Origin of the sequence: Frigoribacterium sp. VKM Ac-2836, from assembly GCF_013248995.1 — a bacterium.
GTDB lineage: Bacteria > Actinomycetota > Actinomycetes > Actinomycetales > Microbacteriaceae > Frigoribacterium.
This window is the reverse complement of record NZ_JABRPK010000002.1, coordinates 62,238-84,605: the sequence shown is the minus strand read 5'-3', so window position 1 is coordinate 84,605 and position 22,368 is coordinate 62,238. Positions and strand designations below refer to the sequence as shown.

Genomic DNA, 22,368 nt, shown 5'->3' with positions numbered 1-22,368 from the left:
GGGGCCCGGCGTTTCCGGGGCCGGCTCCGGGTGGCTCGAAGTCAACACCCCGATGTTCACTTCGTGGCGGGAACCCCGGGCGCGGATCGGACGGCCGACCGGGTCAGGTCCGTACCGGCACGGACGCCGGCACCAGGGTCGTCGCCACCACGGTGACGTCGTCGCTGCGGTCGCGCTCGCGGGCCAGCCCCTCGACGACGTCGACGATGCGGGCGGGCTCGGGGGTGGCGGCGAGCAGCCGCTCGAGATCGTGCAGGGCCTCGAGCTCGACGGGGAACAGGTCGAGCACACCGTCGCTCACGCAGACGAACACGTCACCCTCGTCGAGCTGCGATCGATGCCCGTGCCAGCCGGTGCCCACGCCGATCGGCAGGTCGGTCGAGTCGAGCCGCTCGACGCCGCCCGCCGCCCGACGGATGAACGCGAGGCCGTGCCCGGCATCGGCCCAGAGCACCCCGCCGCCGGTGTCGATGCGGGCGTGGAACGACGTCGTGAACTGCGTCTCGGTGTCGTAGGCGCTCGTCGTCAACCCCACGGAGGCGCGGTGGAAGGCCTCGGCCGGGTCGCCGTCGTCGACGCTGCTGCGGATCACCGAGCGCACCGCGGCCGCAATCATGCCCGCGCCGACGCCCTTGCCCATCACGTCGCCGACGGTCACGGCGATGCCGGTCGAGGTCGGGTACCAGTCGAAGAAGTCGCCGCCCACCTCGCGGGCCGGGACGCAGGCCCCGAACACCGAGAACGCGTCGGGCAGCGTCGAGGCGTCGGGCGGCAGCAGCGATTGCTGCACCACGGCCGCACGGTTGAGTTCACGCTCCACGGCGTGCTGCTGGGCCCGAGCCCGCTCGAGTCGAGCCTTGGCCTGCCGGGCCAGCTCGTTGACCGACGCGGCGACCGTCGCGTAGACGACCAGGGCGAAGGCCAGTCGGATCAGCTCGCTCGGCCCGCGCCCGTCGGGGCTGAAGAGGTACGGCATGAGCAAGGTGACGCACGTGCCGATCAGGGGCAGCACCACGTTGCGACGGCCGGGCCACGACGCGACCCAGATGACCGCCAGCAGCACGATGGGCAGGAAGACCGACCGCTGGTCGCCTGTTCCGTAGCGCAGCAGCCCCACGGCGACGAAGTCGGCGGCGGGCACCAGCATCTCCCACCGGCGGAGCTCGGCGTGACGGGCCATCAGAGCGGCGAAGACCAGCGCGGCGAGGGCGACGGCGACCCCGAGCCACATCGTGATCGCGTCGGTGACGACGAGCCACGGCGACGTCGAACTCAGCACGGCGGCCAGCGCGATCAACAGGGCGATGAACGACTGCCGGAACAGCGGCACCTTCTCGATCGGCACACGCCGCAGGGCCGTGTTGAGGGCTCGTCCGACCGAGTCGGCAGCCTCCGTCACACGTCCCACGCGCATCCCCTCGCCCTTCGACCACAGGTGTCGTCTTGTTTCGCCTTCAGGACGACGCTACAGGGTGCGACCCCACAAGCCGAGGACCCAGGAGGCGCGGTGTGCGCGGAACCGGCACCGCGCCGTCGACCTCGACGGACTCACTCGGTCGGGTCGGGGAGTTGGACGTCCGCGGCCTCGGACGCCGACGCGACGGAGACCTGCGGGGTCGACGCGACCGGCGCCTCCCGGGGCTCCTGGGCGTGGGCGCCGAAGCGCAGCACGTCGGCCCCGTACGACGCGAACAGCCGGGCCAGGTCGTCGACCCGGGCGCGGGACAGCTTCTTCGTCGGCCGCGAGGTCAGTTCGCGGACGACGCCCGCGAGCTGGGACCGGTGCGACACGATCGCGGTCGCCGCGCCTCCGTCGGTGGCGTCGCGCTCGGTCGCGAAGACCGTCGCGTCGCGGTGCGAGTAGAACACGCAGGTGTCGAACCAGAGCCGGACGCCGGTCTCGGCCTGCACCCGGTCGGAGAGCCGTTGCGCCTGCCTCCGCACCTGCGAGGCGGGGGCGTCCCGGCCGAGATGAGTCCGGACGGTGAGGACCGTGGGGGAGTCCTTGACGACCTGCAGCGCGAACGGCGGCGTCATCGTGGTCTCGTCGAACAGGCCCGCGAACGCCGGGAAGACGCTGCTCGGCGTGAGCCCGTCGAAGACGATGCCGTTCCAGCCCTTGTTCTCGATCACCATCACGCCGGTCTCGCTGAGCAGGACGTGGTCGACCTGGGCGACGAACCGCGAGGAGGCGCTGGTCGCCACGGGCACGAAGACCACGTTGGTCAGCAGCACGGCGTCGACCCCCAGCTGACGGCAGGCCTCGGCGAGGTCGTCGCGCGAGGTGGCCTCCCACTTGAGGCCGGCCGCCACGAGGTCCCGGGCCTGCTTCGCCTCGGTGAGCGCGGCCTCGCGCTGCTCGGCCAGGGCGTCGCGCTCACGGGCGTGGTCGTCGGTGGCCTGCGCGAGGGCGTCGTCGTGGGCGGCGGCGAGGGCCTCGTGCTGCTGGCGGGCAGCCCGGGCCTGCTCGTCGGCGGCAGCCTTCGCCGCGGCGAGGGCGCGCGTCGCCCGGGCGCGCAGCACGACGGCGACGACGATCAGGGCGACGAGCAGCAGGGCGGCGATGATCCACGGGACGAGGCTCTGGTCGAACGGCATGCGTCCAGCAGAACACGGCGTGCGGGCGTGGCGGGGGTGCCTCGCCGGGCGGGCACGACGCCAGGAAGTGGACACAGCGCCATCACTGGTCCTGGCGTCGTGCCCACCTCCTGGCGTGGCGCGGGCCGATACCGTGGTCGTCTCATCGACGAGGCGGGGGCCTGGCGGGCGTCGGGGGTGGTGGGTAACGTCGGGACGACGGACCACCCACGCACCACCAGAGGAGCACCTCATGACCTCGACCGGCACCGACCAGCCGCGCCCCCCTCTCGGCGACGCCCGGCCGCCGGCCGTGGGGGCCCCGCTCGACGAGTTGTACCGACACCTCCACCGACACCCCGAGTTGTCGTTCCACGAGGACGCGACGGCAGCGATCGTCGCGGCCGAACTGACCGCCCTGGGCTTCGAGGTGCAGACCGGCATCGGGGGCACGGGGGTGGTCGGCGTCCTCCGTCGTCGGGACGGTCCGACCGTGCTGCTCCGCGCCGACATGGACGGTCTGCCCGTCGCCGAGGCCACCGGCCTGGACTACGCGAGCACCGCCCGAGGCACCGATCCCGACGGTCGCGACGTGCCGGTGATGCACGCCTGCGGCCACGACGTCCACGTGACCTGCCTCGTCGGTGCCGCTCGCCGGCTGGCGGCCGACGGCGCCTGGTCGGGCGCCCTCGAGGTACTCTTCCAGCCCGCCGAAGAACTCGGTGCCGGCGCCCGCGCGCTCGTCGCCGACGGGTTGTTCGAGCGCGTCCCCACCCCCGATGTCGTCCTCGGTCAGCACGTCGCTCCGTTCCCGGCCGGTTTCGTCGCCCTGCAGTCCGGCCCGGCGTTCGCCGCGCAGGACGGCATCCGCATCATCTTCCACGGGCGCGGGGGCCACGGGTCGCGCCCCGAGACGACCGTCGACCCCATCGTGCTGGCGGCCGCGACCGTCCTGAGGTTGCAGTCCGTCGTCTCCCGCGAGACGTCCGCGGCCGACCGGCTGGTCATCACCGTCGGCTCGATCCACGCGGGCACCAAGAACAACGTGATCCCCGACACCGCCGAGATCCTGATCAGCATGCGGTCGTTCGACGAGCACGTCCGCGACCGGGCGATCGCCGCCGTCACGCGCATCGTCGAGGGCGAGGCCGCGGCGGCCGGCGCACCGCAGCCGCCGACGGTCGAGCACTACGAGAGCTTCCCGGCCGTCGTGAACGACCCGTTCGCGGCGGACCGCACCCGCGCCTCCTTGGTGCGTCGTTTCGGCGAGCAGCGGGTCATCTCTCCCGGGCCGGTGACGGGCAGCGAAGACGTCGGCATCCTCGCGACCGCGGCCGGTGCGCCGTGCAGCTTCTGGCTGCTCGGGGGTGCCGACCCGGCGTCGTTCGCCGAGGCGCAGTCTCCGGCGGACCTCGTCCGCATCGTCGGAGGACTGCCCTCGAACCACTCCCCGCTCTACGCGCCGGTCGTCGACCCCACCCTGTCGAACGGCGTGGACGCACTCGTCGCCGCGGCCCGCGAGTGGCTGCTCGACCTCGAGGTGTCAGGAGGCGCGAGGCACTGAGCCCGCGGCCGTCCATCGGGCGGTCCCGAACACGCAGAACGGGCGGGCCCGGGGGAGGCGGGCGTCCGAAGACGCCCGTTCCCGCCGCACCCGCCCGTCGTCGCCGGGAGGTCGACCGACCTAGCGGGCCGAGGCGGTCTCGCCGACGCGAGGCGTACCGGCGTCGGTGGCGGAGTCGTCCGACCCGTCGCCACCGTCACGACCGTCGCCGTTGCCACGACGGGCGCGCGCCCGCACGAACAGGCTCGACGCGTAGACCAGCACGAGCGACGCGAGGATCGCGACGATCACGGCGATCTGACCACCGGCCAGGCTGATCTGGCCGAACAGGATGCCGACCACGCCGTAGTCCGAGTCGGAGAAGGTCGAGTTCGACAGCCCGATGTCGCCGAGCACCGGCAGCAGGAACAGCGGCAGGAACGTGATCGCGAGACCGTTGGCGAAGGCACCGAGGACGGCTCCGCGTCGACCGCCCGCGGCGTTGCCGATGACGCCCGAGGCGGCTCCGGTCATGAAGTGCGCCACGACACCCGGGATCACGATGGCGGTGCCGGCGAAGATCATCACCGACATGCCGACGATGCCGCCGACGAAGCTCGCGAGGAACCCGATCAGCACGGCGTTCGGGGCGAAGGTGAAGGTGATCGGCACGTCGAGCGCGGGGATCGCGTTCTTCACGAGGCGCTCGCTGATGCCCTTGAACGCGGGCACGATCTCGGCCAGGACGACGCGCACGCCGGCGAGGATCACGAAGACACCGGCCGAGAAGGTCGCGGCCTGCATGATGACGTAGACGATGTAGTTCTGGCCGCCGCTCAGCTCGGTCTCGACGAACGAGGCCCCGGCGAACAGGGCGACGATCACGTAGATCACGGCCATCGAGAGCGCCACGATCACCGTGGTGTCGCGCAAGAAGCCGAGGCCCTTCGGGAAGGTGATGTCCTCCGTCGACTTCGACTGCCCGCCCTTGCCGCGGGTCAGGGTGGCGACCAGGCCGCTCAGCGCGACGCCGGCGCCACCGGTGTGGCCCAGGGCGACGTCGTTCGAGCCGGTGACCTTGCGCATGAAGGGCTGCACGATGGCCGGCGACAGCGTGGTGACGAGACCCTGCAGCAGGGCACCCCAGAGCACGACGCCCCACACCGGGAACCCGGCGACGCCGAGGATCACGGCGATCATCGCGGCCATGTAGAAGGCGACGTGACCCGAGAGGTAGATGTACTTGAAGTGCGTCGTCGCGGCCAGCAGCACGTTGACGATGAACCCGAAGAAGAAGATCAGTGCGGCGGCCGAGCCGTAGTCGAGCAGCACCTGGCCGACGATCGCCTCGTTGTTCGGCACCACGCCCTGCACGTTGAACGCCTGCTGGAACATGGCGCCGAACGGGTCGAGCGAGGCCACGACGACGCCCGCGCCGGCGGCCAGCACCAGGAAGCCCACGAGCGTGCGCACGGTGCCCTTGAGCACGTCGCTGAACGCCTTGCGCTGCAGCAGCAGGCCGACGAGCGAGATCAGCGCGACGATGATCGCGGGCTGACGGAAGACGTCCAGCAGGACGGAGAGCACGCCCTCCATCAGTTGGCCCCGGCGTCGGGCACGGTCACGCCCTTGCGCACGGCGGTCTCGCGCACCTTGGTGCGCAGTTCGGCCAGGTCGATGATGCTGTCGAGCACCACGACGTCGCCGAGGCCGCCGACCGAGTCGGCCAGGTCGGCACCGACGAAGATCACGTCGGCGGCACCCGGGCCCACCGAGCCGAGGTCGGCGTGGTCGACGTCGACCCCGGTGATGCCCTGCTCTTTGAGGACCTTCTCGATGTTCATGTGGACCATGAAGCTCGAGCCGAGGCCCGAGCTGCAGACGGCGAGGAATTTCATGCGTTCTGTCCGATCTTGGTGAGGACCGCCAGGGTGTCGGCGGGGGTGGAGGAGGCGAGCAGCTCGGCGCGGAGCGTCTCGTCGGAGAGCAGGGTGGCGAGGGCCATCATCGTGTCGAGATGGCTCTGCGGGTCGGTCGCGGCGAGGCAGAAGAAGAGGTCGATCGGGTGGGCCGGCTCGTCGTTCAACAGGACGGTCTCGCCGACGCGCAGGCTCGACAGCCCGGTGCGCTCGACGCCGTTCTCGGGCCGGCTGTGCGCGAGCGCGATGCCGAAGCCGAGGTCGATGTAGGTGCCGCCCGCGGCGATCGAGTCGGTCATGGCCGCGACGTAGTGGACGCTGATCGCGCCGCTGTCGAGCAAGGGCTGCGCCACGCGTTCGACGGCGTCGCGCCAGCCGTCGACGCGGTCGGCGAAGAGGATGGTCTCGGGGGTGAGGAGGTCGGTCAGCACTGTCGTTCCTGGTGGGGGTCGGTGACGTCGGCGTCGGGACGGGCGTCGGTGGTGGATATCGGTGGGGTCAGGAGGCGCGGCCCGGCAGCCGGGGAGCGCCCGGTCGGTCAGCCGTGCAGGCCGAAGAAGATCTCGCTGTTCTGCGGGGTGAAGTGGCTGGTGCCGTAGGCGACGGCCCGTTCGTCCCCGTCGTAGACGGTGGACGCGATCTTGAGCAGCGTCGTGCCGAGCGGCACGTCGAGCTCGTCGGCGTGGAGGGTGTTCGCGTTGTCGAGCGAGACGAGCAGGTCCTGTCGGGCGAGCGTCACGCCGTGCTCGCGGTCGAGGTGCCCGTAGAGCGAGCCGTCGGTGAAGTCGACGCTCGAGGTCTCGGGGAACAGCGCGTACGGCAGCCAGGTCACGACGAGGTGGTGCAACGAGCCGTTGACGAAACGCAGGCGCGTGAGTTCGACGACCTCGTCGGCCGAGCTGATGTCGAGATGACTCGCCACGGTCTCGCCGGCCCGGACGACCTTCTGGTCGAGCACGCGGGTGCTGACCGCGAAGCCCTCGCCCGTCTGCTGCGCGTGGAAGCCCTTGACCTCGTCGGCGAACCGCTCGCGGTAGTGCAGTCGGTACTGCGGCTCGGTGACGAAGGTGCCGCGACCGTGCTCGCGGACCAGGTGACCGTCGGCGATGAGGCCGTCGACCGCGTGCCGCAGCGTGATCCGGCTGACGCCGTACTCGTCGCAGAGCACGGGCTCGGCGGGCAGCTGCGACCCGGGCTCGAGCTTCTGGATGCGGGACAGCAGGTGCTCGCGCACGGCCACGTACTTGCTCGTGCCGCTCGTGGTGCTCATCTGGTGCCTCCGCGCCGTTGCTGAAGATGGTGTCGCCGACCGGGGCCGGCTCGGACCCGAGTCGTCAGGTCGTCAAGTCGTCATGATGACTTTCACGAGAGTACGTCCCTCGGGTCACGCATGCAACTCCGAAGTCGTCTTGATTCGTCATGACGTCATGATGCCTTCCGTTACGGTCGTCGGAGTCCGCGCCCGCCCCACCCCGAACCGGAGCCCCCACACGTGACCCATGCTCTCGACCAGACGTCTCTCGACCACGCCGCCGTCACCACCGCCCGCCTTCTCGCCCTGGATGCCGTCGAGCGCGCGGGGTCGGGGCACCCGGGGACGGCCGCGGCACTGGCCCCCGTCGCGCACCTCCTCTTCCAGAAGCACCTGCGGCACGACCCGCAGGCGCCCGACTGGGCCGGCCGCGACCGCTTCGTGCTGAGCTGCGGGCACGCGAGCGTCCTGCTGTACACGCAGCTCTTCCTCACCGGCTACGACGTGTCGCTCGACGACCTCAAGGCGTTCCGCTCCTTCGGGTCGCGCACGCCCGGCCACCCCGAACTCGGCCACACCCCCGGCGTCGAGACCACGACCGGGCCGCTCGGCCAGGGCCTCGCCACGGCCGTCGGCATGGCGATGGCCATCGCGCACGAGCGTGCCGTCAACGACCCCGACGCCGCACCCGGCGAGTCCGTCTTCGACCGCCGCGTCTTCGTGCTCGCCTCGGACGGCGACCTGCAGGAGGGGCTCTCGTACGAGGCCGGCGCGCTCGCCGGACGGCACCGCCTCGGCGGCCTCACCGTGATCTACGACGACAACGACATCCAGATCGAGGGCGACACGAGCCTGACCTCGAGCGAGAACGTCGGTGCCCGCTTCGCCGCGCAGGGCTGGCGCGTGGACCACGTCGGCCTCGCCTCGGACGGTGACGTCGACGTCGAGGCCCTCGACGAGGTGCTCTCGGCCACCGACCGCCGCGGCGACCGCCCGCACCTCGTCGTGCTCAAGTCGCAGATCGCCTGGCCCGCCCCGAACGCACGCAACACCTCGGCGGCGCACGGCGCCCCGCTCGGAGCCGACGAGGTGGCGGCCACCCGGGTCGAGCTCGGCGTCCAGTCCGAGCCCTTCACGGTCGACGCCGACGTGCTCGCCCACACCCGCTCCGTGCTCGAGCGGGGCCGGGCCGCCCGTGAGGCCTGGCAGGTCGCCGCCGACGCCTGGGAGGCCGCCCACCCCGTGGCCGCCGCCGAGCTGCAGCGCTCACGGTCGCGCGCCCTGCCCGCGGACCTCGAGTCGCGCCTCCCCGTCTTCTCGCCGGGCGACACGCTCGCCACCCGCGACGCGTCCGGCAAGGTCATCCAGGCGCTCGCCGAGGCGCTGCCCGAGTTGTGGGGCGGGTCCGCCGACCTCGCCGAGCCCAACCGCACGGCGATCGCAGGAGGCGCGTCGTACCTCCCCGACGAGGGTCCCGGCACCGGCCGCGCCGGCCGCAACGTCCACTGGGGAGTGCGCGAAGGGGCGATGGCCTCGGCCATGAACGGCATCTCGCTGATCGAGGGCTCACGGTTCTTCGCCGGAACGTTCCTGGTGTTCAGCGACTACCAGCGCCCGGCGATCCGTCTGGCGGCGCTCATGCAGCTGCCGGTCACGTACCTCTGGTCGCACGACTCGGTCGCCCTCGGCGCCGACGGGCCGACGCACCAGCCGATCGAGCACCTGGCGAGCCTGCGCGCCATGCCCGGGTTCTCGGTGGTGCGTCCCGCCGACGGTGCCGAGACGGCCGCGGCCTGGCTCGCGATCCTCGAGAAGGACGGGCCCGCCGGTCTCGTGCTCGCCCGCCAGCCGCTGCCGGTCGCCTCGACGCCGGTCGACGTGGTGCGCGCGGGCGTGCGTCGCGGGGCCTACGTGGTGCAGGACGCACCGGCACGGACCGGCGGCGCGGCTGACGGCTCGGCCGCCGCCGGCACGCCCGACGCGGGCACGCCCGACGTGGTCGTCGTCGCCACGGGCAGCGAGGTCGCCCTCGTGCTCGAGGCCGTCGCGCAGATCGACGACCTGGCCGTGCGCGTTGTGTCGATGCCGTGCCGCGAATGGTTCGACGCCGAGTCCGAGCAGTACCGCGAGCAGGTGCTGCCCCGCGCCGTCTCGGCCCGGGTCGTCGTCGAGGCCGCCGCGAGCTTCGGCTGGGAGGGCGTCGCCGGCCCCGACGGAGTCATCGTCGGCATCGACGAGTTCGGCCTGTCCGCCCCCGCGGCGGACGCCCTGCGCGAGCGCGGCATGACGACCGACCGCGTCGTCGCCGCGGTGCGGACGGCGGCCGGCCGGGCCGCGACCTCCGTCGCGTCCTGACCCGCGCCTCCCCGTCCGGGCCCGCGAGCGGGCAGAAGGTGTTGCTCGGCTCACGCGGAGGAGCATCTTCTGCCCGGTCGACGGGGTGGCGGGGCCGGGGCCAGGGCTACGGCTGGCTGGGGGAGGTGACCGTGACGGCTCCACTGGCGATCTGACCGCGCAAGGCGTCGAGCTCGTCGGACAGCTCGGGGCTGACCGACGACGCCAGGTCGTGGAACGGTGCGAGGTCGACCCCGCCGTTGTCGAGCGTGCCGACGTAGGGGTCGTTGCTGAACGAGCCGTCGGTCGACGACACGGCGATCTGCTGGACGGCCTTCTCGGTGTCCTTGATGACGCTGGTCAACACGATCGGCCGGTACTCGGCGGGCAGGGTGTCGTAGCCGTCGTTGTCGACCCAGATCACGTCGACGCCGCCCGTGGCGAGTGCGGCCGACGCGGCCCCCTCGCCGACCTGGCCGGCCACCGGCATGATGACGTCGGCGCCCTGGTCGATCAGCGCCTGGGCGAGCTGCTTGCCCTTGTTGACGTCCTCGAAGTCACCGGTGAACGAGCCGTCCTGCGCCTCCTTCGACCAACCGAGCAGCTGCACGCTCGTGTCGTGCGCGGCGTTGTAGGCGTCGACGCCGTCGGAGAAGCCGTCCATGAACAGGGTGACCGGGGGCTGGTTGCCGCCGCCGAAGGTGGCGACCTTGCCCGATTTGCTGACGCCTGCCGCGAGGTATCCGGCGAGGTACGAGGCCTGGGCCGTGTCGAACAGGATCGGCTTGACGTTCGGCGCCTCGACGGTCTCGTCGACGATGGCGAAGTCGATGTCGGGGTGGGCCTTCGCCTGCTCCTCGGTGGCGGGGGCGAGCTCGTAGCCGACCGTCAGCACGAAGCCGCAGCCCGAGTCGACGGCCTGCGCGACGTTCGGCGCCAGGTCGTTCTCGGTCGTCGACACGAGCACACGGGCCTGGATGCCGTCGTCCTTCTCGGCCTTCTGCAGCCCGGCCCAGCTCGACTGGTTGAACGAGCGGTCGTCGAGTCCGCCGGAGTTCGTCACCATGCGCGCACAGTTCTCGGACGCCCCGGCGGTGCTGCCGCCTCCCTCGGCGGGAGCGCTGGCACAACCGGCGAGCAGGGCGAGACCGGCGAGGCCGCCGGCGACACCGAGGAGGCGCGGGTGACGCAGGCGGGACGACCCTCGGTCACCCGGGCGGGCGGGGTCGGTGAGAGGTGCGGGTGCGGCGGGACGGGCGAGCATGAGGCGGAACCTCCGAGGGCGTGTGTGCTGCGGACTGCCGGCGGTGCGGGCCGGGCGGGTGGACACAGTCAACTGCCTCCGGGCCGCCGTGCCAAGCGTGTGACGGGGCGCGCCGTGCGGCGGGCTGGTGCCCGGGCTTCAGCCGACCACGACCCGGGCGTCGAGCCCGAGCCGCTCGAGGAAGGCCTCGTCGTGGCTGACGATCACGAGCGCCCCGCGGTAGCCCCGCAGCGCCTGGAGCAGGTGGTCGGTGCTCGCCATGTCGAGGTCGTTCGTCGGCTCGTCGAGCACCAGCAGTTCGGGCGGCGGGTCGCCGAGCAGCAGTCCGGCCAGCGCCACCCGGAACCGTTCGCCGCCCGAGAGCGTCCCGGCGAGCCGGTCCACGACGTCTCCCCGGATGAGAAACCGTGCAAGGCGGTTACGCACCTCGCGCGGAGGAACGTCCCGTGCAGCCCGCCGGACGTTCTCGAGCACCGTGAGTCCGTCGTCGAGTGAGTCCTTCTTTTGCCCGAGGTGGGCGACCCGACCGGTGAGGGCGACGGCGTGCGTGTCGGGAAGCGGATGCGGCCGCGCGTCCGGCGCACCGACGAGCTGCTCGAGCAGCGTCGTCTTGCCCGACCCGTTGTCGCCGACGACGGCCAGGCGCTCCGCCCCCTGGACGACCACGGTGCGTCCTCGCACGGTCAGCTCGGCGAGGCGCCGGGACGCCGGGACCGCCGGGTCCGGCAGGTCGACCACGATCGTGTCGTCACGACGCAGGCGTCGTTCGGCGGTGTCGACCGCGACCCGCGCCTCCTGCTCGGACGACGCGTGCGCCTTGCGCAGCGAGCCCGCCGTCGCCTCGGCCTGGCCGCGCAGCTGGTTCGCCATGATCTTCGGCATCGACTCACCGGCCTGTGCTCCCGCCTTGGCCCGCCGAGCGATGGTCGTCTCGGCCTCGATGCGCTGCCTCCGCTCGGCCTTGAACACCTGCTCGGCGGCCCGGACGTCGCGCTCGGCCGCGGCCTGCAGCACCGCGAGCTGCTGCTCGTAGGCCGACCAGGTGCCCCCGAACACGGTCATCGAGCCGTCGCGCAGCTCGGCGATCTCGTCGACGTGCTCGAGCAGCTCGCGGTCGTGGCTGATGACGACGAGCGTCCCCCGCCAGCGGTCGACCACGTCGAGCAGCAGGCCGCGCGATCGTCGGTCGAGGTCGTTCGAGGGCTCGTCGAACACGGCGATCGGCCGACCCCGCAACCGGACCCCGGCGATCGCGACGAGCACGGCCTGCCCTCCGGACAGCGTCGACACCGGGCGGTCGAGGACGGTGCCGGTGCCGGTGCTGGTGCCGCCGTCGAGGTGGCCCAGCCCGACGTCGGCGAGGGCCGCGGCGGCGCGCGACTCGACGTCCCAGTCGTCGGCGAGCAGCTCGAACTGCCGTTCGGTCGCGTCGCCGGCGAGGATCGCCCGCAAGGCGAGGAGGCGCGGGCCGACCCCCAGCAGGTCGGCCACGGTGTCGTCGGCGCGGGACCGCAGCCGTTGTGGCAGCAGGTCGACCTCGCCGGTGGTCGTGAGACGTCCTCCGGTGGGGACGAGGTCGCCCGTGACGAGCCGGACGAGCGTGGACTTGCCCGCGCCGTTCGCGCCGACGAGGCCGGTGCGGCCACGACCGAACGCGGTCGACAGGTGGTCGATAACCCCCGAGCCGTCGGGCCAGGAGAACGAGAGGTCGGACAGGACGATGGAGGGTGTGGTGGTGGGCACGAGGGCTCCCGGTGGATGGTGTCGGAGCACGACGACCACCCGTCCCTCGCCGGCGACGGAGGTCGGCTGCGGCGGGGGAACGACCCGTCAGGAGGCGCGGCGCCTCGATCGAGGCGGCGCCCGGTTCACGGGGCGGGCGGGAGTGGCGTCAGTGCGAGGGCGACTGCTGCGCGAGGGGCGCAGTACCGGTGATGAGACGCAACGCTCTGCCTTCTGTGCGGTGGGCCCCCGTGCCCGCGAGGGCGGTCGACCGGCCGGTGTGTCGGCCGCGCCGGTGCCTGCTCTCGCGACGGGGTACCCGGCCACGGTAGGTCGTACCCACGCCGGACCGCAAGGGGCGGGAGTCGGCCGACCCGCGCCTCCTGCGCTCGCCGCCAGGACGTGGACACAGCGCCAGGACTAGTCGTGGCGCTGTGACCACATCCTGGCGCCGTGCGAGGAGATGCCCGGCGCGCCGGCGGGTGCGGCGGCGTCCAGGCGGGCGGGGCACACTGTCGGCATGTACCGAGGCCTGCCGACCATCTCGTTGCCCGAACCCGAGCGTCCGCCGTTCGTCGACCGGCTGCGGCGTGCCCTCGACCTGGCCGCTGCGGAGGAGAGCGGACGGCTGCGGGTCGTCCACTCCTGGGTCGGTGACGAGGTTCCGGGTGGCGCCATCCGTCGTGCCGGCTGGCAGTCACGCGTGCTGACGATCACGGGCCCGAGGCGGGCGCCGATCGACGTCTGGTTCGACGCCGACGACGGTGACGTCAGCGTGATCGGCGACGTGTCCGTGCCCGACTGGTCGCTGCACGACGCCGAGGCCGAGTCGGCCTGCCTCGCGGCCTCCGGCCAACTGCTGCACGACCTCGCCGCCGGCCGCCTGCCCCGCGGCCGTCGTTCGGAGTTCGTCCGGTCGAGCACCGTGCTCGCCCTGCTCGGCGCGGGGGCCGTGGTCGGCGCGATCGTCGTCGACGTGCTGCGCGCCCGTGCTCGAGGCCGCCAGGTCTGAACCAGCGGGTCCGGCCCGGCGGGGTCTAGCGGGCCTGCCGCTCGAAGAAGGCCGTCGACGTCGGCAGGAGCATCAGCAGGCAGGCGATCAGCGCGCAGATCACCGACGCCCACTCGAGCACCCCGCCTCCGCTCGCCCCGCTCACGCCGCCCAGCACCTGCAGGATGGTCAGCACGAGCAACACGGTGCGTGCCCAGCGCCGCCCGTCGCGCATCGACCGCACGACCGCCAGTTGGACCAGGCCGACCACGATCGCGAACACCCCGCCGGCGATGTCGGCGCCGCGAGGGTCCGCGAGGGCCCCGCCGGAGGTCGACACCCGGGCCGGTCCGCCGAACAGCATCAGCACGACGGCGCCGACGACGCCCAGGGCGACGACGACGATCCACAGGACGTACGCCGCCGAGATCGTCCCGGGGGCGGGTGGGGCGGCATCGCGCATGTGGCCTCCTCGGTCGACGGGCGGGGGTCCCAGGCTAGGCCCGGCCGCTGTCGGTGGCGCGGCGTAACCTCGACGCGACGAACCGGCACACGGCGACGGCAGGGCGTCGCCCGCCGTCCGACACGAGCGCAGGAGGCGCGGCGCATGGACCGAGAACCCGAACGACGACCGCAGGGTCGCGACCACCGCGTCGACGCGGCGCGCTACCGGGTCGACGGCGACGTGCCGGGTGACGACGCGCCCCGCGACACCCGCACGGCCGCCGAGATGCGGGCCTGGGCCCGGACGGCGATCGACCTCGCGATCGCGCGGGGCGAGTTCGACGACTTGCCGCTGGCCGGCAAACCCCTGCCCGGGCCGACGGGTGGCACGGTCGATCCCGATTGGTGGCTCCGTGGCCTGATCGAGAGGGAGGGCCTGACCGGCCTCGCCCCGCCGGCCCTCTCCCTGCGGGCCGAGAGCACCGGGTTGCACGCCGAGCTCGACCGGCTGCGGTCCGAGGCCGCCGTCCGGTCGCACCTCGACGACTTCAACGCCCGCATCGTCGAGGCGAGGCGCCAGCTCTCTGGCGGTCCCCCGGTGGTGACGCCCACGCGCGACGTCGACGCCGAGGTGCTGCACTGGCACGAGAGGCGTCAGGCGAGGCGGTCCGCCGAAGCCGCCGCCGTCCCGCCCCCTCCGCCGACGTGGCGCGAACGGCGGGCATTGCGCCGTGAGCTCAAGCGTCGCCGTGGGGTGCCGGGCCCGTCGACACCGGGTGGTCACGGGTCACCCGACGAGCGATCACCCGCATGATCTCGTGACCGATTCGTGACCTTTTTCCGGCGACAACTACACCTCGAGGATGATGCGCGCTAGGGTCGAGTGTTCGCATCAGCCCAGACGAGAGGACCGCACGCGTGACGAAGCCCGCCGCCTCGACCTCTCGAGATCAGGGTGGCGCGACGGCTGGTCCCGTCGACGGTTCCGGTCGAGAAGGCGCAGGCCAGACCAGCTCCCGTCCGCTCGGTGAGCGCTCGGCCCGCCTCGCCCTCGAGCGTCGTGAACGCCGTGCGCGCCGCGACGTCCTGCCGACCTCGCACCGCGAGTCGTTCGTCGAGTGCCCCGCGCTCGTCGATGCCGCCGAGGCCGCGGTCGCTCCGCGGGTCCGGCCGCGTCGCACCGACGCCCCGGCCCGCACCAGTCCCCTCCTCGGTCTCGAGCAGTCCGCCGCGACCGACGCCGATCGTCCCGCGGTCGCTGCCCGCGCCTCCTCGGCTGCCGCTCGACCGGCCGCCGCTCGACCGGCCGCTGCTCGACCGTCGCGTCGCGCACGCCGGGCCTCGACCTCGGCTGCACGCCCCGCCGCGCCGGGCCGTCGTTCAGCCGGGCCTGCCGAACGCGTCGGTGCGGCCCGTAGCGTCGGCACCGTCGTCAAGAAGCTCTCCATCGTCACGGCGATCGTCGGGTTCGCCGCCAGCGGTGTGCTGCCCCTGCTCGCGACGACCGGCGACGAGGCCCAGGCGGTCGCCGCGGGTGCGTCGGCACGGTCCTCGCTCGGATCGCAGACCTTGTCCGTCGACACGGCCTCGTTGTCCGACGAGTCCGACGAGACGGCCCGTGACGCCTACTCCGCCACCTCGATGGTCGACGTCGTGACGCAGAACCTGCAGAACCGCAAGGCCGCGGCGAACACGACCTACGAGGGGCCGACCACGGCCGACTACCTCGCGAACCCGCTCTACCCCGAGCTTGACCGCGACCAGGTGCTGGCGGTGGCGCTGCAGTACATCGGCACCCCCTACGTGCATGGCGGCGAAGACCCCTCGAAGTTCGACTGCTCGGGTCTGATCACCTTCGTCTACGCGCAGTTCGGCATCGAGCTCACCCACTACGTGCCCACGCAGAACACCGAGGGTCGCACGATCCCCGCGTCCGAGGCGGTGCCGGGCGATCTCGTCGTCTTCGACAACCTGGCCCACGACGGCATCTACGCCGGCAACGGCATGATCCTCGACGCCCCCAAGCCCGGCGGATTCGTCGACGTCCGTCCCATCTGGAACCAGGCGCACCACTTCGTCCGCATCGACGGCTGAGCCGGGGGCTCCCGTCTCGATACGGCGTCGGGGTCTGGCCGCCCTGGTCTGCTGAGATGCGGCCTCCAAGGGATTGACCCTGCTGGGTGACACGGTGCGTCTTCGGGGTCTGGCCGCCCTGGTCTGCCGAGCTGCGCCTCCGGGGTGTCGGCCGTCCTGGTCTGCCGAGCTGCGCCTCCGGGGCTTCGACGTCGCCCCGCTGCCTCTCGGTCAGGCCCAGATCGGGCCGTCCGTGCAATTCGCGACCGACGGGGGTCGATCCCGCGGACCAAACCCGACCACCGGCCGACGACGCGCCGCTCATCTTCGCCGGAAGCCCCTTTCCCGGCCGCAGTTGTCGCGATTTGCACATCGAGACGGACGGCCGGGCGGGCGGGCAGGACCAGGAGGCGCGGGTCGCGTCCCCGGGGCGGCCCGCTACCCGAGACGACCGGTGAGGCGGCCGTGGAACGCCTCGCTGCGGTCGTCCAGCCCGACGAACGTCGCCGTCACGCCGTGTGCCCGGAACTTCTCGTCGACCGAGTCGAGGGCGGCGACGCTCGACGCGTCCCACACCTGCGCACGGGACAGGTCGACCACGACCGTCGCCGGGTCGTCGCCGTAGGAGAAGTGCTCGACGAGGTCATTGCTGCTGCCGAAGAACAACGGGCCGACGACGTCGTAGCGCACCGTCTCGGCGACGCTCTCGGCACCCCCGTCGGCTCCGGTGCCGGGCGTCACGTGCCGCTCTACCGTGATGACGTGCGCGACACGGCGGGCGAAGAGCACCATCGCGAGCAGCACTCCGACCGCGACGCCGAGGGCGAGGTTGTTCGTCGCCACGACCACGGCCACCGTGATCACCATGACCAGTGTCTCGGGCACCGGCATGCGCCGCAGGGTCGACGGCTTGAGCGAGTGCCAGTCGACGGTCGTGATCGCGACGATCATCATGACCGCCGCCAGTGCGACCATCGGGATCGCCGACATCACGGCGCTCAGCCCGGTGACCAGCAGCAAGAGGAAGAGCCCTGCGGCGATGGTCGACACCCGGGTGCGGGCCCGCCCGATCTTCACGTTGACGACCGTCTGGCCGATCATGGCGCAGCCGGCGATGCCGCCGTAGAAACCGGCCGCGATGTTCGCGACTCCGAGCGCCCAGGACTCCTTGCCCTTGTGCGACGGGGTCTCGGTGAGGTCGTCGACGAGCTTCGCGGTCAGCAGGGTCTCCATCAACCCGACGAAGGCGACGCTGAGCACCGTCGGCCAGATGATCTGCAGCGTCTCGAGTGTGAACGGGGCGAGCCAGGGCGTCAGGCCCGGCAGGCCGCCGCCCATCGGTCCCTCGTCGCCGACGGTGTGCACGTCGAGGCGGGCGGCCACGGCGATGACCGTGACGACGACGATGGCGACCAGCGGTGCCGGCACGGCCTTCGTCACCTTCGGCAGCAGCACGACGATCGCGATGGTCAGGGCGAACAACGGGTAGACGACCCACGGCTGGTCGATGATGTGCGGCACCTGCGCCACGAAGATCAGCACGCCGAGCGCGTTGACGAAGCCGATCATCACCGATCGGGGGATGAACCGCATCAGTCGGGCCAGGCCGGCGAGACCGAACGCCAGCTGCACGAGCCCCGCCAGCACCACCGTGGGCAGCACGTAGTCGGTGCCGTGCTCGCGCACCAGCGGCGCGATCACGAGCGCGACCGAGCCGGCGGCGGCGGTGACCATGGCCGGGCGCCCGCCGAGCACCGACATGACGAGCGCCAGCACGATCGACGCGACGAGGCTGACCATCGGATCGACCCCGGCGATGACCGAGAACGAGATGACCTCGGGCACGAGTGCGAGCGTCGTGACGACGCCGGCCAGCGCTTCGCGGGTCAGGAGGCGCGGGTTGCGCAACACGGACAACACCGTGTCGGCGGGGCGGTCGGGGCGGACCGACCGCGCGGCGGGTTCAGGGCGCGCGCGGTCGGAGTCGGGGGCAGTGGTCACGGGGGACTCCTGGGGTGTGCGGAAGAATGAGGACCGGCGACACTGCCGTACGATGCAACCCTACCCTTACGTGAGGGTAGAGATGAAACGAGACCCCATGCCCGACGAGACCGCCACGATGCAGATCGGCGAACTCGCCGAACGCACCGAGATGTCGCTGCGCACGATCCGCCACTACGACGAGATCGGCCTGCTGACGCCGTCGGGCCGCAGCGAGGGCGGGTTCCGGCTCTACACGCACGACGACTACCTGCGACTCATGGTGATCCGGCGGATGAAGCCGCTGGGGTTCAGCCTCGACGAGATGGCCGAGCTGCTGCGGGTCGTCGACGCGCTCGACGGCGGGTCGGACGACGAGGGTGACGGACGCGATCGGGTCACCCGCGCCTCCTTGGCCGCGTTCATCGACGAGACCGTCGAGCGCCGCGCCAAGCTCGAGCGTCAGCTCGCGATGGCCGACGAGTTCCTCGAGTTGCTGCGAGCCCGCCTGCGGTGAGCCCGGCCGCGGCTCAGCGGCGGGCCCACTCGGGGCGACGGTCGACGAGCATCTCGGCGTAGGTCGGATACCACTCTCCGGCCGGCGGGCCGTCGTTGCAGGTGCCGTCGCTGATGCCCGGCGTCTTGACCCAGAGCAAGGCGTCGAGGCGGCCGTCGTCCGAGACCACGCGAGGGTCCTGGCCGAGTCCGACGTCCTCGGGGTTGCACCAGGTGCCCTTCCAGCCGCGCCCGTTGCGCGACACGTCGATCACGTAGCGGCTGCCGCCCGTCATCGCGGCCACCTCCTCGGCGTAGGGCTGCTCGTCTCCCACGGGATGGAAACCGGCGACGTTGGTGAAGAAGCCGCGCGCCCGGTCGACCCCGGCCGCCTCGAGCCGCTCGGCCATCACCTCGGGCGGCACCCAGTGCGAGTTGCCGCCGTCGAGGTAGGCGGGCACGCCCGCCGCCGAGAAGTCGGCGACCGCCTGCCGCAACAGCGGGAGGCGCGTCTCGGCCAGCTGGGGACACCGGCTCAGCATGCCCAGCGAGTCGGGCTCGACGATGACGACGGCCCGGTGCCCGGCGAGGGTGGCCGCGATGGTCGCGTTCCAGGCGGGGTAGCGCTCGACCGACAGGCCACCGGCCGAATAGTTGCCGCAGTCCCGGTCGGGGATCGCGTAGGTCACGAACACGGGCGTCGCGCCCTGCTCCTCGGCCGCGTCCAGGTAGTCGGTGACGACGTCGACGAGCTGGGCGTCGTCGTAGCCGTCGCCGATCCACATGGCGACGGGACGCTTCGCGATCAGGGCGGCGGCCCGGGCGGCGGCCGTCTCACCGTCGGCGCTCAGCGTCGCCTCGGCTCGTGCCGCCAGCGAGTTCGGCTCCAGGGCGATGCCGCCGTGGAAGACGGCGTCGGTCGGGGCGGTGCGGATCGTCTCGGGGGTCACTCGGGTCGCCTGGGACGTCGGTGTCGGGCTGGGGGAGGCCGACCCGTCGCTCGGCGTCGGACGGGGCGTGTCGCCCGTCGAGCACGCGGTCAGCAGGACGACGGTGGCCGCGACGAACAGGCCGAGGGTGGTCCGGGCCGGTCGGGACGATGCCATCTGCGCCTCTCTCGGCGCAGTCGGGGATGCTGCCCCGACGATGGTGGAACGCACAGTCGACCACGGATGCCCCCCGGCGCACAGGGGCCGAAAGGGGGACACGGCCGTACCACGCACGCCCCTCTCGAGGGCCCCGTGGCCGCCCGGTCGACGTCTCGTCCCCAGGCCGTGGGCCACGCCGAGGAGGTGCGGTGCCGACCGGTCGCGCTCGCTCGGTCCCGGCCCGGCTTGGTAGAATGAGGCGTCCCCGAGGCCCGAGCGTGGACGCCCCCGCACGTCAGCACGCGTCCTGCGCACCAGACAGGTCCTGCGCACCAGACAGACAGAGAGCCATGCACCACTCCGTCCGCCCCGTTCCCGCCTCGAGCCCACTCCGCCGTCGGACGTCGGCAGCCGCCGTCGTCCTGGCGCTCGCACTGCTCGCCACGCTCCTCGTCCCCGACCGCGCGAGCGCCGCCGCCCCCACCTGGCAGGCCGTCCTCTCCGCCCGAGGTGACGAGTCCGCCAAGAAGAAGGCGCTCGCCGACCTGCAGACGGCGCTCGACGCCGCGTCGGCCCGTGCCGAGGCCGCCCGCACCTCGGTCGACGAGGCCGGACGCGTCCTGGGCGAGGCCCAGGCGGCCGTCGACGAGGCGACCGCCCGACACGAGCAGCTCGAGACGCGCCGGGCCGAGGCCCGCGAGACGGCGGACTCCGCACGACGGGTCGTGGGCCAGGCAGCCGCACTGATGGCCCGCCCCGGCAGCGGCGGCATGGTGGGCGACCTGCTCGCGGCCGGCGACGGAGCCCAAGAGGTGCTCAAGGGGCTGAGCTTGTCGAGCAAGCTCGGCGAGAACGTCGGCCGTCTCCGCGAGCGAGCCCAGTCTGCCGACAACCTCGCCACCTCGTTGGCCGACCAGGCCGCCGTCGCGCTCACCGAGCGCGACCGGCTGGCGGCCGACGCGCAGACCGCTCTCGACGAGGCGGCCGCCGCCAGTGTGACGGCCGAGGCCGACCTCGCAGCCGTCGACGACGAGAAAGCCACGCTCGCCGCCCAGGTCGCCCTGCTCGAGGACGACCGCATGACGCTCGAGCAGGCCTACGCCCAGGCGCAAGCGGCCGCTGCGGCCGCCGCCGCTGCCGCAGCGCGCCCCGCACCGGCCGTCGGTGGGGGCACGGGCCCCGTGGCACCCGGCACCGGGGGGCCCGGCCCGGGCGTCACGGTGCCCGACCCCGGCACCGGCTGGGTCGCCGCCATCCGCTCATACAGCTCGTACCAGGCCTACGGCTACCGCATCCACCCCATCAGCGGCGACCGTCGGCTGCACGCCGGTGCCGACTTCGGAGCAGCCTGCGGAACGCCGATCTACTCGGTCTCGGCCGGCCGGGTCAGCTACGCCGGGCCCTCGAGCGGCTACGGCAACCTCATCGTCGTCGACCACGGCGGCGGGGTCAGCAGCGCCTACGCCCACATGGAACGCAACGGCATCTACGTCTCGGTCGGCCAGCAGGTCCAGGCCGGTCAGAACGTCGCAGGCGTCGGCACCTCGGGCGGCTCGACCGGCTGCCACCTGCACCTCGAGGTGCGGCAGGGCAGCGTCGCGACCGACCCCGTGGTCTTCCTCGCGACGAAGGGCGTCCGCTGACGGCTGCTGGGCGGCAGGGGCCGTGAGGCGGGCGTGTTCGGCGGTTCCGGGCGTCCGCACCGGCCCGTCTCAGCTGAACTCGCCCGTCGTCGGGCCTGCTGGGTCGTCGTGCACCTGGATCGAGGCGGCCTCGGCCCGGATCTCGTCGACCACGGTGCGGACGGCCGGGCGAGCGGCTCGATCGGGTCGCATCAAGGCCTCGAGGTGCCGCCCGGCCCGCACGTTCTCGAGCGTCGCCAGGTGGAACCTGCCGGGCGCGCGCGAGGCCGAGGTGTGGCGCGGGACGAGGGCGACCCCGTGGCCGGCCGCCACGAGGTTCTCGATCAGGGGCAGGTGCACGGTGCGGTGGACGACCTCGGGTGCCACTCCCGACTGCAGAGCCATCGACACCAGCACGCGGTCGATCGGGTAGCCCTCGGGCACGCCGATCCAGCGCTCGCCGATGACGTCGTCGATCGTCACACGCGGGCGGTCGGCGAGGCGGTGGTCGAGCGACAGCGCGACCTCGAGTGGTTCGCGCAGCAGCGACACGACCGCGACCGCCCCCCGGCCCGGTGGCAGCACGCCGTCCGACCGGTGGGCCAGCACGAGGTCGAAGTCCGCCGTGAGGGGGGCGAATTCGTCTTCCGAGACGTCCCGGTCGGCGACGTCGAGCTCGATGCCCGGGTGCGACCGCATCCGATGCAGCAACCCGGGCAGCAGCAGCTCGGCCGCCGAGGCGAACATCGACACGCGGACGACACCGCCGGTGCCGCCCCGGACGGCCTCGAACGCGGCCTCGGCCTCGGCCACCGCCGTCGCGACGCCGATCGAGGCCCGCGCCAGTGCCCGACCGGCCTCGGTCAGCTCGACACCCCGCCCGACCCGTCGCACGAGTTCCACCCCGAGCTGACGCTGCAGGGTCTTGAGCTGCTGAGAGACGGCACTGGGCGATCGATGGGTCGCGTCGGCCACCGCGGTGACGCTGCCTCGGTCGGCCAGTTCGCGCAGCAGGTCGAGGTGGGTCACGTCCATGAAGGCAGCCTACAATGACCAGGCAGCGA

At 72.6% G+C, this 22,368-nt stretch carries 19 protein-coding genes; 7 read left to right on the top strand and 12 right to left on the bottom strand.

What is annotated here, in order from left to right; translation table 11 throughout:
• Positions 1-103 precede the first annotated feature (103 nt).
• Together HRF36_RS16060 and HRF36_RS06695 are read right to left on the bottom strand one after the other, a co-directional pair.
• Positions 104-1,408, bottom strand: coding sequence for a SpoIIE family protein phosphatase (locus tag HRF36_RS16060; RefSeq protein WP_173208248.1), 1,305 nt, complete (start codon positions 1,406-1,408; stop codon positions 104-106).
• A gap of 140 nt (positions 1,409-1,548) precedes the next feature.
• Positions 1,549-2,598 (bottom strand): nuclease-related domain-containing protein, encoded by a 1,050-nt coding sequence (locus HRF36_RS06695; RefSeq protein WP_173208245.1) that lies wholly within the window; start codon positions 2,596-2,598, stop codon positions 1,549-1,551.
• 232 nt (positions 2,599-2,830) lie between these two features.
• Between HRF36_RS06695 and HRF36_RS06690 the strand changes: the two genes are divergently transcribed.
• A complete protein-coding gene (locus tag HRF36_RS06690; protein WP_173208242.1) occupies positions 2,831-4,141 on the top strand; it encodes an amidohydrolase in 1,311 nt (436 codons plus the stop codon).
• Positions 4,142-4,261: 120 nt separating this feature from the next.
• On the opposite strand, the gene HRF36_RS06685 is transcribed toward HRF36_RS06690, so the two are convergent.
• The 4 genes from HRF36_RS06685 to HRF36_RS06670 form a co-directional block, all read right to left on the bottom strand.
• Positions 4,262-5,707: a PTS ascorbate transporter subunit IIC gene (locus tag HRF36_RS06685; RefSeq protein WP_371740056.1), complete on the bottom strand. Its 1,446-nt coding sequence runs from the start codon at positions 5,705-5,707 to the stop codon at positions 4,262-4,264.
• 8 nt (positions 5,708-5,715) lie between these two features.
• Positions 5,716-6,018, bottom strand: coding sequence for a PTS sugar transporter subunit IIB (locus HRF36_RS06680; RefSeq protein WP_056044337.1), 303 nt, complete (start codon positions 6,016-6,018; stop codon positions 5,716-5,718).
• The gene (locus HRF36_RS06675) at positions 6,015-6,470 is read right to left on the bottom strand and encodes a PTS sugar transporter subunit IIA (protein WP_173208236.1); all 456 of its coding nucleotides are present in this window, start codon (positions 6,468-6,470) and stop codon (positions 6,015-6,017) included. The genes HRF36_RS06680 and HRF36_RS06675 overlap by 4 nt, the downstream gene beginning before the upstream one ends.
• Before the next feature lie 107 nt (positions 6,471-6,577).
• The gene (locus HRF36_RS06670; RefSeq protein WP_173208233.1) at positions 6,578-7,309 is read right to left on the bottom strand and encodes a GntR family transcriptional regulator; all 732 of its coding nucleotides are present in this window, start codon (positions 7,307-7,309) and stop codon (positions 6,578-6,580) included.
• A 222-nt stretch (positions 7,310-7,531) separates the two neighbouring features.
• Between HRF36_RS06670 and HRF36_RS16255 the strand changes: the two genes are divergently transcribed.
• On the top strand, positions 7,532-9,646 hold the full coding sequence (locus HRF36_RS16255) for a transketolase (RefSeq protein WP_173208230.1): 2,115 nt from the start codon (positions 7,532-7,534) through the stop codon (positions 9,644-9,646).
• Between the two features lie 106 nt (positions 9,647-9,752).
• On the opposite strand, the gene HRF36_RS06660 is transcribed toward HRF36_RS16255, so the two are convergent.
• Together HRF36_RS06660 and HRF36_RS06655 are read right to left on the bottom strand one after the other, a co-directional pair.
• Positions 9,753-10,889 carry a BMP family protein gene (locus HRF36_RS06660; RefSeq protein ID WP_173208227.1) on the bottom strand — a complete coding sequence of 379 codons (1,137 nt, stop codon included), beginning with the start codon at positions 10,887-10,889 and terminating at the stop codon, positions 9,753-9,755.
• 138 nt (positions 10,890-11,027) lie between these two features.
• Positions 11,028-12,632 carry an ATP-binding cassette domain-containing protein gene (locus HRF36_RS06655; protein ID WP_173208224.1) on the bottom strand — a complete coding sequence of 535 codons (1,605 nt, stop codon included), beginning with the start codon at positions 12,630-12,632 and terminating at the stop codon, positions 11,028-11,030.
• Positions 12,633-13,131: 499 nt separating this feature from the next.
• Between HRF36_RS06655 and HRF36_RS06650 the strand changes: the two genes are divergently transcribed.
• Positions 13,132-13,623 carry a hypothetical protein gene (locus HRF36_RS06650; protein WP_173208221.1) on the top strand — a complete coding sequence of 164 codons (492 nt, stop codon included), beginning with the start codon at positions 13,132-13,134 and terminating at the stop codon, positions 13,621-13,623.
• A gap of 25 nt (positions 13,624-13,648) precedes the next feature.
• On the opposite strand, the gene HRF36_RS06645 is transcribed toward HRF36_RS06650, so the two are convergent.
• Positions 13,649-14,065 carry a hypothetical protein gene (locus HRF36_RS06645; RefSeq protein WP_173208218.1) on the bottom strand — a complete coding sequence of 139 codons (417 nt, stop codon included), beginning with the start codon at positions 14,063-14,065 and terminating at the stop codon, positions 13,649-13,651.
• A 144-nt stretch (positions 14,066-14,209) separates the two neighbouring features.
• Between HRF36_RS06645 and HRF36_RS06640 the strand changes: the two genes are divergently transcribed.
• Positions 14,210-14,860 (top strand): DUF1992 domain-containing protein, encoded by a 651-nt coding sequence (locus tag HRF36_RS06640; RefSeq protein ID WP_173208215.1) that lies wholly within the window; start codon positions 14,210-14,212, stop codon positions 14,858-14,860.
• Positions 14,861-14,964: 104 nt separating this feature from the next.
• Positions 14,965-16,140, top strand: a complete 1,176-nt coding sequence (locus HRF36_RS16250; protein ID WP_173208212.1) for a C40 family peptidase — start codon at positions 14,965-14,967, stop codon at positions 16,138-16,140.
• A gap of 417 nt (positions 16,141-16,557) precedes the next feature.
• Here HRF36_RS16250 and HRF36_RS06630 read toward each other — a convergent pair whose 3' ends face one another.
• Positions 16,558-18,120 (bottom strand): SulP family inorganic anion transporter, encoded by a 1,563-nt coding sequence (locus HRF36_RS06630; RefSeq protein WP_173208209.1) that lies wholly within the window; start codon positions 18,118-18,120, stop codon positions 16,558-16,560.
• 97 nt (positions 18,121-18,217) lie between these two features.
• Between HRF36_RS06630 and HRF36_RS06625 the strand changes: the two genes are divergently transcribed.
• Entirely contained in the window at positions 18,218-18,616 is a 399-nt protein-coding gene (locus tag HRF36_RS06625; protein WP_173208206.1) for a MerR family transcriptional regulator, read from the top strand.
• 13 nt (positions 18,617-18,629) lie between these two features.
• Here HRF36_RS06625 and HRF36_RS06620 read toward each other — a convergent pair whose 3' ends face one another.
• The gene (locus HRF36_RS06620) at positions 18,630-19,700 is read right to left on the bottom strand and encodes a glycoside hydrolase family 6 protein (RefSeq protein ID WP_173208203.1); all 1,071 of its coding nucleotides are present in this window, start codon (positions 19,698-19,700) and stop codon (positions 18,630-18,632) included.
• A 332-nt stretch (positions 19,701-20,032) separates the two neighbouring features.
• Between HRF36_RS06620 and HRF36_RS06615 the strand changes: the two genes are divergently transcribed.
• A complete protein-coding gene (locus HRF36_RS06615; RefSeq protein ID WP_173208200.1) occupies positions 20,033-21,325 on the top strand; it encodes a M23 family metallopeptidase in 1,293 nt (430 codons plus the stop codon).
• A gap of 69 nt (positions 21,326-21,394) precedes the next feature.
• On the opposite strand, the gene HRF36_RS06610 is transcribed toward HRF36_RS06615, so the two are convergent.
• Complete coding sequence (locus HRF36_RS06610; RefSeq protein ID WP_173208198.1) at positions 21,395-22,339, bottom strand: LysR family transcriptional regulator; 945 nt, start codon at positions 22,337-22,339, stop codon at positions 21,395-21,397.
• Positions 22,340-22,368: the final 29 nt, after the last annotated feature.